Annotated in this window: 12 protein-coding genes; 8 read left to right on the top strand and 4 right to left on the bottom strand. The window is 60.0% G+C overall.

Annotated elements, in window-relative coordinates; all coding sequences use genetic code 11:
* The first annotated feature begins 9 nt into the window (after positions 1-9).
* Positions 10-1266, top strand: a complete 1257-nt coding sequence (locus IPK32_22455) for a DUF1552 domain-containing protein (protein ID MBK8094651.1) — start codon at positions 10-12, stop codon at positions 1264-1266.
* A gap of 6 nt (positions 1267-1272) precedes the next feature.
* On the opposite strand, the gene IPK32_22450 is transcribed toward IPK32_22455, so the two are convergent.
* The 3 genes from IPK32_22450 to IPK32_22440 all read right to left on the bottom strand — a co-directional run bounded on the left by IPK32_22450 (position 1273) and on the right by IPK32_22440 (position 5181).
* Positions 1273-2511, bottom strand: a complete 1239-nt coding sequence (locus IPK32_22450) for a hypothetical protein (GenBank protein ID MBK8094650.1) — start codon at positions 2509-2511, stop codon at positions 1273-1275.
* 48 nt (positions 2512-2559) lie between these two features.
* The gene (locus IPK32_22445) at positions 2560-3222 is read right to left on the bottom strand and encodes a hypothetical protein (protein ID MBK8094649.1); all 663 of its coding nucleotides are present in this window, start codon (positions 3220-3222) and stop codon (positions 2560-2562) included.
* A 243-nt stretch (positions 3223-3465) separates the two neighbouring features.
* The gene (locus IPK32_22440) at positions 3466-5181 is read right to left on the bottom strand and encodes a hypothetical protein (protein MBK8094648.1); all 1716 of its coding nucleotides are present in this window, start codon (positions 5179-5181) and stop codon (positions 3466-3468) included.
* Positions 5182-5335: 154 nt separating this feature from the next.
* On the opposite strand from IPK32_22440, the gene IPK32_22435 reads away from it, so the two are divergent.
* Positions 5336-6502 (top strand): PD40 domain-containing protein, encoded by a 1167-nt coding sequence (locus tag IPK32_22435; GenBank protein MBK8094647.1) that lies wholly within the window; start codon positions 5336-5338, stop codon positions 6500-6502.
* Positions 6503-6504: 2 nt separating this feature from the next.
* Here IPK32_22435 and IPK32_22430 read toward each other — a convergent pair whose 3' ends face one another.
* On the bottom strand, positions 6505-7746 hold the full coding sequence (locus IPK32_22430; protein MBK8094646.1) for an FAD-dependent oxidoreductase: 1242 nt from the start codon (positions 7744-7746) through the stop codon (positions 6505-6507).
* Between the two features lie 229 nt (positions 7747-7975).
* Here IPK32_22430 and IPK32_22425 point away from each other — a divergent pair, with 229 nt between their 5' ends.
* From IPK32_22425 to IPK32_22400, 6 genes are read left to right on the top strand one after another with little or no spacing between them, the layout of a single operon-like run.
* Positions 7976-8782, top strand: a complete 807-nt coding sequence (locus IPK32_22425; GenBank protein ID MBK8094645.1) for a cytochrome c3 family protein — start codon at positions 7976-7978, stop codon at positions 8780-8782.
* 27 nt (positions 8783-8809) lie between these two features.
* A complete protein-coding gene (locus IPK32_22420) occupies positions 8810-12070 on the top strand; it encodes a TAT-variant-translocated molybdopterin oxidoreductase (GenBank protein ID MBK8094644.1) in 3261 nt (1086 codons plus the stop codon).
* A 9-nt stretch (positions 12071-12079) separates the two neighbouring features.
* Positions 12080-13540: a polysulfide reductase NrfD gene (gene nrfD / locus IPK32_22415; protein MBK8094643.1), complete on the top strand. Its 1461-nt coding sequence runs from the start codon at positions 12080-12082 to the stop codon at positions 13538-13540.
* 38 nt (positions 13541-13578) lie between these two features.
* Positions 13579-14178, top strand: coding sequence for a DUF3341 domain-containing protein (locus tag IPK32_22410; GenBank protein MBK8094642.1), 600 nt, complete (start codon positions 13579-13581; stop codon positions 14176-14178).
* 20 nt (positions 14179-14198) lie between these two features.
* Positions 14199-14876: a c-type cytochrome gene (locus tag IPK32_22405; GenBank protein MBK8094641.1), complete on the top strand. Its 678-nt coding sequence runs from the start codon at positions 14199-14201 to the stop codon at positions 14874-14876.
* Between the two features lie 24 nt (positions 14877-14900).
* The gene (locus tag IPK32_22400; protein MBK8094640.1) at positions 14901-16223 is read left to right on the top strand and encodes a hypothetical protein; all 1323 of its coding nucleotides are present in this window, start codon (positions 14901-14903) and stop codon (positions 16221-16223) included.
* The last annotated feature ends 13 nt before the right edge of the window (positions 16224-16236 follow it).

Genomic DNA, 16236 nt, shown 5'->3' with positions numbered 1-16236 from the left:
GCCACCGCCATGCCACGCCCCATTCTCGACCGCCGCACGTTTTTGCGCTCCTCCGGCATTGCCATCGGGCTGCCGTTTCTCGATGCGATGATGCCTGTGAGCGCTGTGGAGGCGAAAAAGGCCGCCACGGCACCGAAACGGCTGCTTTTGATCGGTCGGCCGCTGGGGATGCATGCGCCGAATTTTTTCCCCGCAGACGCTGGGCGCGAGTACACGCCGAGTCGCTATTTGAAGCTGATGCAAAGCTGCCGCGAGCATTTCACCGTCTTCTCCGGGCTCTCGCATCGCTACGGCGCGGGGCATTATGCGGAGGTCGGACTCTTCACTGGCGTGCACCCCGACTTCATCCGCCCCAATGACATCAAAAACAGCATCTCGCTCGATCAGGAGGTCGCCTCACACCTCGCGGGGCAGACGCGGTTCAACTCGCTCGTGCTCGGGGGAGGCAGCGCGGCGTGGAACCGGCGCGGGGTGCGGCTGCCAGCAGAGCAGCGTGTGAGCAGCGTCTTTAAGCAGCTCTTCATCCAGGGCACCGCCGATGAGGCCGCGCGGGAGATGCGGCGCATCAAGGATGGCCAGAGCATCCTCGATGATGTGCGTGACCAGCTCGGCAGCCTGAATGCCAAGCTCGGCAGTGCGGACCGTGAGCGGGTCGATCTGTATGTCTCCTCCATCCGCGAGGCGGAGCAGAAGCTCCAGCAGGATGAGAGCTGGCAACTCACTCCGAAGCCCCAAGTCACGCTGAAGCCGCCGCAGGAGCTCAGCGGGGCGCAGCTCGTCGAGCGCAGCCGCCAGTGGTATGATCTGGTGCACCTCGCCTTTCAAACGGATAGCACGCGCGTCGTCTCACTCTGGCTGGGATCGCAGGACAAGCCGGAGATCCAAGGCGTGAACATCGGCCACCATGACGCCTCACATCACGGCCAAGATCCCGCGAAGCTGGAGCAGCTCGCGCTCATTGAGGAGGCGGAGATGCGGGTGTTTGGCGAGTTCTTGGACAAAATGAAGGCCAGCAAGGAGGGCGAGAGCAGCCTGCTAGATCGCTCCTCCATCTTCCACTCCAGCAACCTCGGCAACGCATCGAACCACGACAACATGAACCTGCCCATCATCCTCGCCGGCGGCGGCTACAAGCACGCAGGCCACATCGCGCATGACAAGCAGAACAACACCTTCCTCTCGAACCTCTTCCTGCGCATGGCCCAGCAGATGGACATCGAGTTGGAGAAATTCGGCGCGAGCACCGGTGTGTTGAGTGAGATCTAATCTGCCTCACTTTTTGGGCTTCAAAAACAGCACCTCCGCCCGCTCGATCCAGCCTTTCCGCAGGTCCATGCGGAACCAGCCATCGCTGTTCTTCGCGTTGATGCGGCAGCCGCTGCGTGGGCCGAATTCCTTGAGGTCATACTGCGCCCAGGTTTTGCCTGCGTCACCGGACCAGATGATGCCACAGCCGTAGGGTGAGGCCGGGGCGCAGTGCGTGGCGACGAAGACGCCATCCTGCACGAGCATGTTCGCGGACTCATAGCCGGGGTTGAAGAGCAGCGTGTGCTTCGCCGTGTCGGTGATGTCTTTCGGATCGCAGGAGAAGATGCCACGGTCGTAGCGATTCGCGATGGCGGGGCCGTTCGCGTCCGCGATCCAGAAAATTCTGCCGTCGATGAAATTCAGGCCGCCGCATTTGTGGCGGGAGTTGGAATCGACCGAGATGACGAGCTTCCAGTCCCATTTGTCGGCCTTGGCGTCGTAGGTGCCGCGTAGCCAGTGGACTTCTTTGCCGTGCGTGCGGTCGATGTCGCCCGTGACGGCGTAGAAGGCATTTTCAGCCGAGTTGTAGGTCACTTGGTGAATGTGGCGGGCGATGAGCGGATTGGCCGCTTCACCGAGCATCGGTGCCTCCGGTGCGGCACCTTTCTGCTGAAACTTCGGGTTCTGGCCAAAGCCGTAGGCGAGCTTCACCGTCTCGCCGCTGTCGGTGGAGTAGTACACATTCACCGGCACGGCACCGCCGAGCACGTTGCAGTAGTTTCCCCAAACCAGCATTTCTTTGCCACCGACCTCGAAACAGTGCTCGCCATCCAGCGAGTGGAAGTACCAGCCGGGGTTCTTCGGATCGAGCGGCGTGTGTGGGCGGTAGTCGCTGCCATCGGGGCGTTTCACCGTGATCTCGCGATGTGTCTTCAAATTGTCCGTGCTGAGGAAAAGCCGCGCACTCGTCGCAAAGAGCACGTTTCCGTTCTTCAAGAGCACGCTGAAGGTGATCTGCTCCGCCTCGGGGAACTCCGCCACATGCGGCCAGGTTTTGCCACAGTCCTCGGAGAGCATGATCTGCGTGCCTTTGAACGCAAAGGCCCGGATGCCACGCTGAGTGTCGATGTACGGCTCCTCCGACGACGGCATGCGATAATAAAAATGCTCCGTCTCGCCCTCCACCGCCGGCGCGGCCTGTGTAGCGATGATTCCAGGCAAAAAGAGGCAAGCGGCGAGCAAGGGGCGGAGTGAGTTCATCATGGCATGGACCATCACGCTACTCGTGGAGGCTCGCTTTCGGCCTGCGGGCTATTTTGCTGCTCTGCGAGCGATCTCACGCTCTGCTTCTTCCGCTTGGCGAATAATCTCCGCCCGCCTCCGCTGGATCATTTCCTGTTCCGTCATCGGCTCCTGGTTCATTTGGATCAGCGCCTGCTGTGCGATGGCACGCACGGGGTAAAAGCGCTCCCGCAGCAAGCCGCAGGCACCATTGACCACGTAATAATCATCCTGGAGAGCGCAGCGGAAATGGTAGATCGTGCGTTTGTCATTCAGGCGGCGCAGTATCTTGGCCGCGCTGATTTTCAGTGCGGGATAGTCGGACCAGAGCATCTCCTCAGCAGCTCCGATGACGTGCTCGGCATCTCCCAGAGTCGCAGCGATGACTTTCAGCATGCCGCGCAGTTCTGCATCCTTCTCGCTGCCGATGGCAGACCGCACCACAGGCAGCAGGGAAGGGCCCAGCTCACGGCATTTTTGCAGGATCGCCTCACGCCGCATTTCGGTGGGGAGGCTGCTCTGCACCATGCTGTAGTCTGCGTCTGGATTGGCAGGATCACATTCATGCCGCAGATCATGCAAAATTTGGCTCCACTCCTTCGGAGCCTGCACCCCGGACTCTCCGCGCCAATGCAGCGTCAGGCCGACGATGCCCCAGATGAGTAGCCCGAGGATGAAGAGATCGTTTTTCATGCATCTAGACCATCCGCCTCCATGATTGGTGAGTATTGGCAACAGAATGAAGGCAACAGAATAACGGCATTCTGTTGCCTTCATTCTGTTGCCAATCCGCTACTGGTTTTTCACAAAACATGATGACTTGGTTTATAGTCTAACGGCTGGCGCGGCAGGATCATTAGCCGGGCTCCTTGGAGCTTCTTCGAAGCGCATGCGCCGTTCATTCCATCACGAGCACGCGAGTTTGAAAATAGCTAGTCAAGAGCCCCAGAGCCTCACCAGCAGCGTTTCAGCCTCGGGATCGTGTTTTTGGAGCTCCGCGCGGTTGAAGGGGAAAAAGTCGTTTCGAGTGAAAAGTGCCTCGGTGAGCTCTGCGAAGTATTCTTTGGCGTTCGTCATCGCGTAGGCCTTGTCGAGCCGTTTGCGGCCAGCGCTGTCTTGGCGCTGCACGCGGTCGTATTTGCCTGTTGCGCGGGCTTTTTGGAAAACAGCCTCGATCTCGGGATTTTCAAAGCCGAGCACGCGATCATGAAATGCATGCGCTAGCTCATGCAGCGCGAAGTTTGGCATGCGGCGGCATTCCGCCTCGAAAATGCGCACGTTGGTGAACTCTATGGCCTTCTCCATCGCCGGATCGCGGCCATTGTCACGCAACCACGCCGCGCCGGGATGGTACTCGGCACGCGGTGGCACCTTCGGATACTCGGGGTTGATCCACAGCGGCACTTTGCGCAGTTCTGCCACCGCTTTGGCAGGCACCACACGCACGATCTCATCGAGCTGCGCCCGCAGTAGACCTAGCGCCTTTTCCAGCGCCACCGCATCATCAAAGAGACGTGGATGAATCCGCACCGTCCATCCGGCGATGAGGCGCTGATCATGCTCCTGCGTGCCGGTGGCCGCCTCAAAACTGCGGCGCTGATGCTGCTTGATCATGCCGCGTGCCGCCATGAGCCGCTCTGGCCACACAAAGCGCGGCGCTTTGGCCGGATCGTAGCCTTTCAGGTGTCCTGTGAGCCGTGTCTGCGGCTTCGTGTATTTCAAAACTGTGTCACCGAAGACCTCGCGGCACAGCGCAGCCAGCTTCGGGTCGTAGGTGATCAATTCATCGCGTGTATCGACGTGGTTATGCTGCGCATCGTTTTGGCGATTGTTGTCGAACCAGCTCTGCACGCCCTCCGCCCAGTATTCGTGATGATTCGATGACGCGTAGGCTCCCTTCCACAGTCCCGCCTGCATCGCGTCGTCAAAAGCCGCCTTCAATCGCGGATCAAAGGTCGGATCGACATTCGTCAGCCCGCGCAGGTGCATGTTGTGCGCGAACTCATGGATGAGGATGTTCTCCGTGTCATACGGATCACCGTCGTAGGCCAGTAGGTTCTCCTCCGCGCAGGAGCAGAAGGGGTCCTCCTCGCTGCCACCGAGTCCGCGTGCCCGCGCATCCCAGTATTCCTTCGCGGTGAGTGATGGGAAGTCCTTCACGGCCTCCAGATTCGCGAACTCCGGCTGGTCTGTGGTGAACTCATTGTGCGCCAGGATGCACAGCCGCGCTCCGCTCGCTGTCATCGCCTCTCGCACATCTGGCCGCTTCGCCAGCATCAGATCCACGAGGTGCACCGCCTCCTTCAGTGCATACGCATTCACTTTCGCCGATGCCACGATGGGAAACCCACCCGCGCTCGCTCGCTGCGTATAAAAAGCGGGCACACCACCGACTCGGAAAGCCTGCACCCGCACGGTGCTCACCACTTCCGTTTCATTGTCGCCATCCACGATCACAAACCGGTGCCCCAGTGTCGTGCCGATGACCGAATGCTTCCCCGGCTCGATCTTGCCATTCGGCACTCGCTTCCCCTCCGCATCGACCCAAAACACCTCCACCGCCTTTTCGCTTCCATTGATGATTTGCAGCTTCGGACGGTCCAAAGCGAGCGCAGGCAAGGTGAGGAGGATGAGAGCGAAGAGGTGTTTCATGAAAGGCTTTAGTCCAGCCGCTACCGGTTAGCACTGTTTCACGGAGTGGCATGGCGACTGTTCTTCACATAGAATACCAGTGTGCAACTTGTAGGACAAAGGTGCTATGGCTCGCTGTTTGGAACAAGGTGCCATCTCCCGCCGTTCTCATCGCATGTCACGACTGCTCTGCCTCTTCCTTATTGTCGCCAGTCTCCATGCTCAGGAGGGCGATCCCGTCGCCCCATGGACAAAGGATATCACGATCAATCCCGTGAGCACCCTCACTGGCCGACACAGCATCCATACTTACTATGTCACCAGTCCCGAAAGCCCAGACGGTAAGCAGGTGCTCTATTTTACCTCCACGCATCCGGCGGGTTATGTGGGCGAGATCCGCGTGCTCGAACGGGCCACAGGCAAGGAAACCGTGCTCGCTGACAACATTCACACCGAGGACGCCCACCGCGCCGCCTGTCAGCAATGGCTGGCTGGAGGTAGGCTCGTCGCCTTTCATGAGGTGGTGGAGAAAAAATGGCGCGTGGTCGTCGTGGATGTGCACACACTGGAAAAGAAAATCGTCGCCGAAGACCGCCAAGTCGGTTTTGGCAGCCCGGCGGGTGATTTGCTGCCCATGTATGGCTGCCACTGGAATCCAGGCCCGAATCGCGACCTTTACGTCTGGGATGCAAAGACTGGCGAGACACGTGCCGCGCTGAAAATCACCGCAGTCGAAGCCCAGCATGGCGACTGGCTGCAAAAGGAATTCAGCGGCAAACCGACCTCCGTTTTCTTTCCCGTACTCAGCCCCGACTTGAAGCGTGCCTTCTTCAAAATCGCCGCTGGCAACGGTGGTGACGACTACATGTCCAAAAGCGCCAGTCACCGCCAGGGCTGCGTCTGTTTTGATCTCGAAACCGCGACGATGAAGTGGTTCCGTGCACAATGGGGCCATCCCGCATGGCACCCGGACTCGCGCCACATCTTTGAATTGGGCAATGTCATCTTCGATACCGATATCGGCTCTGCAGCTCGCTACACAAAGCTCAAAGACGTGCCGAACCTGCGTGGCTCGCACCCGTCCGTCAGCCCCGACGGCCAGCTCATGGTCACCGACGGCATCAGCGAAGTCGTGGGCGGTAAGCCAAAGGAATGGGGCATCATGGTCGCCGACATGCGCGGCCGAAAATGGGCGCTGCTACACAGCTTCGATCAAAGCCAGGGTGCCCGCTCCTGGCGCCGCAACGATCCGCACCCCGCCTTCAGTGCGGACGGCAAACGCATCTACTACAACATCAGTGACGGCCCCTGGACCCGGCTGATGGTCGCCGAGCGAAAATAAAGCTACGCAAACCGATCCGGTGACATCAGTTCCAGCGCTACGGGGGATTTCTCACCGCTGAGCAGGTCGGCGACGATTTTGCCTGTCGCGGGGGCGAGGCTGAGGCCCATCATGGCGTGGCCGGTGGCTAGGGTGAGGTTCTTCCAGCGCTGTGTGCGGCCTAGGTAGGGCATGCCATCTGGCGAGACGGGGCGCAGGCCGCTCCAGGGTTTTACTTCTGCGAAGTCGTCTTCAGAGAAGGAGGGGAAGTAATCGGGGAAGGCCCGGGTGATGCCGCGCACGCGGCGTGGGGTGATGGATTCATCCGTTCCGGCCATTTCCATCGTGCCGCCGACTCGGAGGGCGCCATCCATCGGCGTCACGGCGAGCCGGGCTTCGGTGCAGATGCTGCATAGCTCGGGAAGTTGCTTTGGGTTCGGCAGGGTGAGGCTGTAGCCTTTGCCGGCCTGCATGGGGATTTTCAGGCCGAGTTCCTTCGCCAGCTCGGCTGACCACACACCTCCGCAGAGCACGACTTCGTGACCCTCGACGACGCCTTTTGACGTCTTGACGGCTTTTAGAGCTCCATTTTCCACTTCAAAGCCCCGCACTTCCGTCTCCCAGAGCATTTCGACGCCGAGTTTCAGCAATTCGGTCTCCACGGCGGCGATGAAGCGTGCGGGCGATAAATGGCAGTCCTTCGGGAAAAACACGCTGCCGCAGACATCCATCGTCACGGCGGGATCTAGTGCGGCGGTGGCTTTGGCATCCAGCACTTCGGCGGGGATGCCGAGTTGGTTGGCCATAGCGGCCATGTGGGCTTCTTCATCGAGTGTTTGCTGTTTTTTGCACAGCATGAGCAATCCGCGTTTTACGAGGCCAAAGTCGAGATCCAGCTCCTCGTAGCATTGGCGGCTGAGTAGGCTCAAATCGCGTAAAACAGGCGCGGCGGCCTCCACACGGTCTTTTTTGGCCGCTTTCCAAAAATGCAGGCCCCAGGTGATCAGGTCGAGATTCAGCCTCGGTTGGATGTAAAAGGGCGATTCGGGGTTCCACATCCATTTGAGGCCCAATTTGACCATTCCAGGCGCGGCGAGCGGGATGAAGTGACTCGGCACGATCATGCCTGCGTTGCCAAAGGAGCAGCCATCCCGCTGGCGGGGTTTTTGGTCGATGATCGTCACCCGCATGCCGCGCCGGGCGCAATATAGCGCTGTGCAGAGGCCGATGACGCCTGCGCCGAGGATGGTGATGGAGCTTGGCATGGCACACATGCTCATTTTTGAGAGGGATTTCGTCTTGGCGGAATCCGCTGTTTTCAGGCGCAAATCCAGACAAGTCGGCCATTGAGCGCCCAGCGAAAGACGGCACTCGAAAAAGCGAGTGCGATTATTTCAAAAATTTCCATTTCCACGGTTGCAAAGGCCTGACCGCCTCCCTAATCTTCGCGCCTCTTGTGAAAAATTTCACAAGCCTCTCCTCGACTTCCATTTTATGGGCAACTTTTTTCCGCGTTGGACAAATTGGCTACCTCTCAAGGTCGCCATCGCTGTCGTGTTCATTGCCTTCGGCGTGAGCATCGGCGTCGCGTATTATTTCACCCCGAAATACACCCGAGTGGGCTACGAGCCGACTCAGCCGGTGCCATTTTCGCATAAAATCCACGCGGGGGATCTCGCGATGGATTGCCGCATCTGCCATAGTTTTGGCGAGGCGTCGTCGCACTCGAACGTGCCGACGAACCAGACTTGCTTCAACTGCCACGGCCAGGGCAAAGGCGGCATCCGCGCCACCTCTCCGAAGCTAGAGCTGGTGCAAAAAGCCAACGAAACGGGCAAATCCATCCCCTGGGTCAAAGTGCACAAGGCACCTGACTACGTGTACTTCAATCACAGTGCCCACTTGAACCGTGGCATCTCCTGCGTTTCCTGCCACGGCAAGATCAATGAGATGGAAGTCGTCCGCCACGACCAGTCGCAGTCCATGGGCTGGTGCCTTGATTGCCACCGTGAGCCAGAGAAGAACCTCCGCCCGCTGGAGCAGATCACGAACCTGAATTTCAAGCCCTCCGACCTCAAGCGTGAGGAGTTCTACAAAGGCCTGTTGGACAAAAAAGTGCCCGCAGCAGAGATCGCCGAAGTCATCGGCGGCCACGGTGCCAAGGCCGACTCGCTCGACCAGCTCGTGAAGCTCGCCGAAGGCGAATTCGGCAAGGAAGTGACCCAGAAGGAAGTGGGCACCCAGCTCAAAAAACACTGGCAGATCCAGCCCCCGGACAACTGCACCGCCTGCCACCGCTAAACCCCACGCCGCCCCTTTTCTGATTTCATGAAACGCATTTGGAAACACCCCGAGGAGCCGCAAAACGCCAAGCGCTACTGGCGCAGCACGGCCGAGCTGGATCAGCGCGAGTCCTTCCTCAAAAACCTGGGCCACGAATTCCCCGCTGGCGACACTTTGACGGCTGAAGAGGCCGAAAATGGCCGCCGTGACTTCCTCAAGATCATGGGTGCCAGCGTCGGCATGATGGGCCTCGCCGCCTGCCGCCGTCCGATCGTCACTTTGCAGCCCTACACCCAGCATGTGGAGTGGATGGTGCCTGGCAAGCCCGTGCTCTACGCCACCACGATGCCCCGCGCCGGTGGTGCGACGCCCATCGTCGCCACGGTGCATGAAGGACGCCCCACGCACCTCGCTGGGAACCCGCTGCACCCGCTCGGCAGTGGTCTGGACAGCTTCGCACAGGCCTCCGTGCTCGATTTGTATGACCCAGAGCGCTCCCAGAAGCCCTCCGCTCATGGCAAAGAACTCTCCTGGGCCAAGGTGAACGATCTCCTCGCTGCCGCCGCTGCGGACGCGAAAAAAGCCAGCGGCGCAGGCCTCGCCGTCGTCGTCGGGGACAGCAGCTCCCCCACCACGCATCGCCTTCTGGGCGAGGTGAAGACCGCCTTCCCGCAGGTGAAGTTTTATCAATACGAAGCCCTCGGTGGCGACGGTCAGGCTCAGGCGCACAAGGAAGTGCTCGGTGCCGGTGTGAAGCCGCTGGTGAAGTTCAGCAAAGCATTGCGCGTGCTGTCCCTCGACTGCGACTTCCTCGCGCTCGATCCCGTCGCGGGCGAGCCGATTTCTGCGTTCACCAAGCTGCGTGCTTTCGACAAGAAAGAGGACACGGCCAAAATGAACCGCCTCTACGTGCTGGAGAACCGCTACACGCTCACCGGCGGCATGGCGGACCATCGCAAGGCCATCCCTGCGGCACTCATCCCCGCCGCAGCGGCCTTCATCGCTTCCAAATTGGGCGATTCCTCCGCTGCGGCCCTCGGTGACAGCCTTCCTTCCGCCGTCAAAGATTGGCTCACCCCGGCGGTGAACGATTTGCTCGACAACAAAGGCAAATCCCTCGTCCTCGCAGGCCCACGCCACGGCGCTGAGGTGCATGCACTCGTCGCCGCGATCAACAACGCCCTCGGAGCTTTCGGAGCGACCATCGAACTGCTCCACGAGGCCCCGAAAGCCGAAACCGGCACCATCGCCGACCTCGTCGCCGCCGTGAACTCCGGCGCGGTGAAGACCCTCGTCTCCCTCACGCCTTCCAGCCTCTATTATGACGCTCCCGACGCTGCGGCTTTGGCCAAAGCCGTGAAGGAAAAAGGTGCCAAGCTGATCCACAGCGGCCTGCTGACCAACTCCACTGCGCTGCACGCTGATCTGCACATCCCAGCTGCGCATTACCTCGAAGCCTGGGGCGACGCCCGTGCCGCTGACGGCACCTACTCCATCGTCCAGCCGATGATCGCCGCGCTCTATGACGGTGCGAGCGACAATGAAGTGCTCCTCGCCCTTCTCGGTCGCAAAAAGCTCGGTCCAGCCGCCAAACCCGCCGATGGCGCAGCTCCTGCGGAAGACGCAGGCCATGTCGCCGTGCGTGACACCTTTGCGCAGGTCGCGGGCAGCCTCGACGAATCCAAATGGAACTTCACCCTGCGTGACGGTTTCCTCAAAGGCAGCGCCTACGCCCGTGCGAACGCCAGCGTGAACACCGCCGCCGTCGCCACGCTCGCCGGCAAGGCCAAACCAGCCGCCGCACCGACGGATGAGGCCATCGAGATCGTTTTGACGCCTTCCGCCAGCGTGTGGGATGGCCGTTTCACCAACAATGCCTGGCTCCAAGAGGCTCCAGACCCCGTCACGAAGCTGACGTGGGAAAACGCCGCTTGGGTCGGCTCCGTCACTTTCCGCCGTCTCGGCCTCAAAGAGGGCCAGATGATCAAAATCAGCCAAAACGGCGCTACGGTCGAAATTCCGGCCATCGAGGCCCCTGGGCACGCTACGAACTCCATCTCCATCCCGCTCGGTTACGGCCAAAATGACGCCATCGGCGTCGTGGGCGGTGGTCGCGGTGTGAATGGCTATGCGCTGCGCAAGCAGGCAGGTGAGTTCGTTCTCGCCGGAGCCAAAGTCGAGGTGCTCGAAGACATCGCCGAGCTCGCCATCACGCAGGAGCAAAACACCATGGAAGGCCGCGCCGTGTTCCGCGAGGGCACCGTGGAGACCTTCAACAAAGACGAGCACTTCGTCACCTCCACCGGCCTCGACAGCCACATCCCGGAGAACATTTCCTTCTACAAAGGCCGAGTCGGCAAAAAGGACGAAAAGAATCCAGACGGCTTCGATTACGACACTCAGCACCAGTGGGGCATGTCCATCGACCTCAGCAAGTGCATCGGCTGCACCGCCTGCATCGTCGCCTGCCAGAGTGAGAACAACATCCCCGTCGTCGGCAAGAATCAGGTCCGCAAAGGCCGCCTCATGCAGTGGATCCGCATGGATCGCTACTTCGCCGTCGCTCGCACAGGGATCAACAACGTCGCCCAAGAGTCCACTTACGCGGAGGACAATCCGACGCCTGAGCAGCTCGAAAACGCCGAGATGGTGCACCAGCCGATGGCTTGCCAGCAGTGCGAAGCCGCTCCTTGCGAAACCGTCTGCCCTGTGAACGCCACCGTGCACACGACCGATGGCCTCAACGCCATGGCCTACAACCGCTGCATCGGCACCCGTTACTGCGCCAACAACTGCCCTTACACCGCACGCCGCTTCAACTGGTTCGATTACAACAAGCGCAACCCGCTCATCGAGCAGTCCAAACTCGGCATCACGGCCAACAACCTCTACTTCGGCCCGCTCGGCGAGCTCAAGGAAGACGAAAGCCTGCGCCTCCAGCGCAACCCGAACGTCACCGTCCGCATGCGCGGCGTCATCGAGAAGTGCACCTACTGCGTGCAGCGGCTCGAAAGCGCCAAAATCCTGCAAAAACAGGTCCAGCGCGACTCCAAGAACTTCCGCGTGCCTACCGACAGCGTCAAAACCGCCTGTCAGCAGTCCTGCCCGGCCGAGGCCATCGTCTTTGGCGACCTCGCAGATGCCAAATCCTCTGTCAGCAAGGCAAAAGCCTCTCCGCGTGATTACCAGGTGCTCAAATACATCGGCACCCGCCCACGCACCAGTTATCTGGGCCGCCTCCGCAATCCGAACGATAAAATGCCTGGTGCCGCCGATGTGGCCGCCTGGAGCAAAAACCACTTCTAATCCCGTCGCATGGAAGCCACCGCCACAGCCTCGAACACACCGCGCATCCTCGACCGCGAGCCGCTGGTACTAAACAACCGGTCCTACTCCTGGATCACCAACCGCATTTGCGGCATCGTCGAAAACAAGCAGCCCGCCCTGTGGTGGATCTTGTTCGTTCCGTCGGTGCTACTGACCGGTTTGATGGTGTTTTGCTTCACCTACCTCATCTCCACCGGCATCGGTGTGTGGGGGCAGAAGCAGCCTGTCGCCTGGGCCTGGGACATCACGAACTTCGTGTTCTGGATCGGTATCGGCCATGCAGGCACGCTCATCTCGGCCATTTTGTTCCTGACCCGTCAGAAGTGGCGTACGTCGGTGAATCGGGCCGCTGAGGCCATGACGATCTTCGCCGTGATGTGCGCCGGTCTTTTCCCGGCCTTCCACGTCGGTCGTGTGTGGATGGTGTGGTTCCTCGCTCCGATCCCGAACGCCAACGCCATCTGGCAGAACTTCAAATCGCCCCTGCTGTGGGACGTGTTCGCGGTTTCGACGTATTTCAGTGTTTCCGCCGTGTTCTGGTTCCTGGGCCTCGTGCCGGACCTTGCCACGCTGCGTGATCGCTGCCGTCCAGGCCTGAAAAAGTTCCTCTACGGCCTTTTCGCCCTCGGCTGGCGCGGTGGCAATCGTCATTGGTCCCATTACGAAACGGCCTACATGCTCTTGGCGGCCCTTTCGACGCCGCTGGTGCTTTCCGTGCACTCCGTCGTGTCCTTCGACTTCGCCACCTCCGTCGTCCCAGGTTGGCATACGACCATTTTCCCGCCCTACTTCGTCGCAGGGGCCATTTTCGGCGGTTTCGCCATGGTTTTGACCCTCATGATCCCCGTGCGCCGCATCTACGGCCTGGACGATCTGCTCACACCGAAGCACATCGACAACATGGCGAAGATCATCCTGCTCACGGGCACGATCGTCGGCTACGCCTACTGCATGGAGCTCTTCATGGCCTACTACAGCGCCAATCCGTATGAAGGTGCCGCCTTCACGCTGCGCGGACTTACCGGCAAGTCCACCTGGGCCTACTACTTCATGTTCAGCTTCAACGTGTTTGCCCCGCAGCTGTTCTGGTATCGCCCCTTCCGTCACAATATGTGGGTGGTCATGTTCGTCTGCATGTGTGTGAACGCCGGTATGTGGTTCGAGCGCTACGTCATCATCGCCACCACGCTGGAGGCACACATGGTTCCCGGCTCCTGGGGCACCTACAGCGCCACCTGGGTCGATCAGTGGACCTTCATCGGCACCTTCGGCTTCTTCATGATGCTGTTCCTTTTGTTCCTGCGCTTCCTGCCCGTCATCGCCATCGGCGAAGTGAAGGGCATCCTGCCGCAGTCGAACCCCCACCACGACGACCACGCTGAGCACGGCATCCAGGAGGAGGACCTCATGGCCTATCCTGACCGCCACGTCGCCAAGCCTGCCGCCTAATTTTAATCTCTCATTTTTAATCTCAAAATAATCATCCAGTGAGTACGATCCTCAAACGAGTTCACGGCTACTTGGCGGAGTTCGACAACGTCCAAGACCTCTACCACGCGGCCGAGCAGGTCCGCGACGCGGGCTACAACCGCTGGGACGTGCATTCGCCCTTCCCGATCCACGGCATGGATGAGGCCATGGGCAATCCGCGCAGCATTTTGCCGAAATTCGTGTTCATCGGTGGCATCACCGGCACCACCATCGCCTTCATCCTCCAGACCGTCACGCAGACGAATTTCTGGCAGAGCATCGGCCTCGGATTCATCCAGAAAATCGTCGAAACCTACCCCACGGTCGTTCAGGGCAAGCCCACGGACATCTGGACGCTGCCGGCCTTCTTCCCGGTAATGTTTGAGCTGACGATCCTCTTCTCTGCTTTCACCACGCTGTTCGGTTTGCTGGCCCTCATCGGCCTGCCACGCTGGAACCACCCGCTGTTTGCCTCCAAGCGCTTCGCAAAATTCTCTGATGACGGCTTCTTCGTCTGCATCGAGGCCCGCGACCCGAAATTCACCCAGGAAGGCACCAAAGCCCTGCTGGAAAAAGCGGGCGGTAAAAACATCGAACTCGTGGAGGACGAAATCTAAGCCCTGCGCACCGCACGACCATGAAGTACTTCTTTCTCAGCTACCTCTTCATCGCAGCGATCCTCGTGAGCGCCTTTGGCACTCGCGGATCCAAGTCCGAGCAGCCCCCCATCGAAATCCTCGATGACATGGACCACCAAGCGAAGATCAAATACCAGGCCGCCAGCGAATTCTTCGCTGACGGACGCGGTGCCCGCATCCCCGTCAAAGGCACGGTGCCAATGGGCTTCGAAATCCCGGCCAAACCGGCTGTGGATGGCGAAAAGCCCGCCCGCATCGCCTTCACCAACGGCACCAACTACTACCACACCGGCAAGATGGGTGACTTCTACGGCGACGGCATCCCCGCAGAGATCACTAGCGACCCGCTGGTCTTCAACGACGCCTTCATCAAGCGCGGTGAGCAGCGCTACGGCATCCATTGCGCCATTTGCCACGGGGCAAGCGGCACGGGCAAAGGCGTGACGAGCAAGTTCGGCATCCTCACCGCCTTCAACTTCCAGCAGGCTGGCAACACCGATCCGACCAACGCCGCCGCCTACCGCGCCGATGGAGCCATCTTTGATGCCATCACCAACGGCAAAGGCCTCATGGGCGGCTACGGCGGCAACATCACGCTTCGCGACCGCTGGGCCATCATCGCCTACATCCGCACCCTCCAGCAGGCGGCCAAAGATTCTGGCGCCACCCTCCAATAAGTCCCGCACACCGATTTTCACGGCATGAGTCACCACGTCTCCTTCAACGATCTGCCCCAGGGCGGAGAAAAATTCGAGCCAGCCAAAGGCGCGAAGGTCCTCAACGCCCTCGGCGGTGTGGGCCTCCTGGGCCTGATCGCCTCGGCAGTGTTTTTCTTCACCAAGACCGACACCTTCGCCTACTCCTGGCTCTTCGCGATCTTCTTCACCTTCACCTTCATCGTCGGTGGTGTGTTCTGGATCATGCTCCACGCCGCCTCGAACTCGAGCTGGGGTGTCTCCTTGCGCCGCATCTGGGAAAACTTGGCCAATAAGATCCTCATCCTCGGTGTGCTGGCTAGTCCGCTGCTGCTCCCTGCGGTGAATCGCCACCTCTATGAGTGGATGGGGCACCATGACCGCGCCGCGCACCAAGCAGCCGAACACGGCGGCACAGTTAAGGAAGCGCTTCACCACATGAGCGAGAGCGATCCGCACATGCACATCCTGTATGCGAAGTTCGGCTACCTGAACATCAGCAAGCACTTCATCCCTCCTTTTAGCTGGCAGACACGTTTCGTTCTCTACTTCCTCATCCTCGGCTACATCGCCCGTCAGATGCGCGGTATGTCGCTGAAGCAGGAGCAGGATGGCGACATCAAGCACACGATCAAAGCCCGTCTGTTTTCCTGCCGCTGGCTTCTGTTCTTTGCGCTAACCGTCACGTTTGCGGCCGTGGATTGGCTCATGGGACTCGATTACTCCTGGTTCAGCACCATGTGGGGTGTGTACATCTTCTCTGGCTGCGCCTGGGCCAGCATGGCACTGACCATTTTGACGGTCACTTGGCTGCGCAGCCTCGGTTACTTGCAGAAAGTCGTCACCGATGAGCATTACCACCTCATGGGCAAGCTGCTCTTCGCCTTCACGGTGTTCTGGGCCTACATCGCCTTCTCGCAGTATTTCCTGATCTGGTATGCCAACATCACGGAAGAAACCCGCTTCTACCTCACCCGTAACACGGAAGCCTGGCGCGGTGTGTCCGTCTTCATCGTCATCGGTCACTTCATCGCTCCGTTCTTGGCCCTGCTGAGCCAAGGCCGCAAAAAGAAGCCCACCGTCATGGTCTGGGTCTGCGTGTGGGTCATCTTCATGCACCTCGTGGACATGTATTGGAATGTCATTCCAGAGCGCGGCCCCTCCCTCGGCATCGGCTGGTGGGTGGACGGTGCATGGATTCAGGACCTCGCAGCGCTCTGCGGCGTCGCGGGCACCATGGCCTACATCTTTCTGCGGAACCTCTCCAAATACAGCCTCTATCCTTGGCGTGACCCACGCCTGATCGAGTCCGTCAACGTCTTGAACTGATCCCCAGCCGTTT

This window comes from Verrucomicrobiaceae bacterium (genome assembly GCA_016713035.1).
In the GTDB taxonomy this organism is placed as follows: domain Bacteria; phylum Verrucomicrobiota; class Verrucomicrobiia; order Verrucomicrobiales; family Verrucomicrobiaceae; genus Prosthecobacter.
Note: the sequence above shows the minus strand (reverse complement) of the source record. Positions and strands in the feature narration are given on the sequence as shown.

Coding starts and splice junctions, on each gene's coding strand:
- IPK32_22455 (MBK8094651.1), top strand. CDS start 10: ATGCCACGCCCCATTCTCGACCGCCGCACGTTTTTGCGCTCCTCCGGC.
- IPK32_22450 (MBK8094650.1), bottom strand. CDS start 2,511: ATGATGAACTCACTCCGCCCCTTGCTCGCCGCTTGCCTCTTTTTGCCT.
- IPK32_22445 (MBK8094649.1), bottom strand. CDS start 3,222: ATGAAAAACGATCTCTTCATCCTCGGGCTACTCATCTGGGGCATCGTC.
- IPK32_22440 (MBK8094648.1), bottom strand. CDS start 5,181: ATGAAACACCTCTTCGCTCTCATCCTCCTCACCTTGCCTGCGCTCGCT.
- IPK32_22435 (MBK8094647.1), top strand. CDS start 5,336: ATGTCACGACTGCTCTGCCTCTTCCTTATTGTCGCCAGTCTCCATGCT.
- IPK32_22430 (MBK8094646.1), bottom strand. CDS start 7,746: ATGCCAAGCTCCATCACCATCCTCGGCGCAGGCGTCATCGGCCTCTGC.
- IPK32_22425 (MBK8094645.1), top strand. CDS start 7,976: ATGGGCAACTTTTTTCCGCGTTGGACAAATTGGCTACCTCTCAAGGTC.
- IPK32_22420 (MBK8094644.1), top strand. CDS start 8,810: ATGAAACGCATTTGGAAACACCCCGAGGAGCCGCAAAACGCCAAGCGC.
- nrfD (MBK8094643.1), top strand. CDS start 12,080: ATGGAAGCCACCGCCACAGCCTCGAACACACCGCGCATCCTCGACCGC.
- IPK32_22405 (MBK8094641.1), top strand. CDS start 14,199: ATGAAGTACTTCTTTCTCAGCTACCTCTTCATCGCAGCGATCCTCGTG.
- IPK32_22400 (MBK8094640.1), top strand. CDS start 14,901: ATGAGTCACCACGTCTCCTTCAACGATCTGCCCCAGGGCGGAGAAAAA.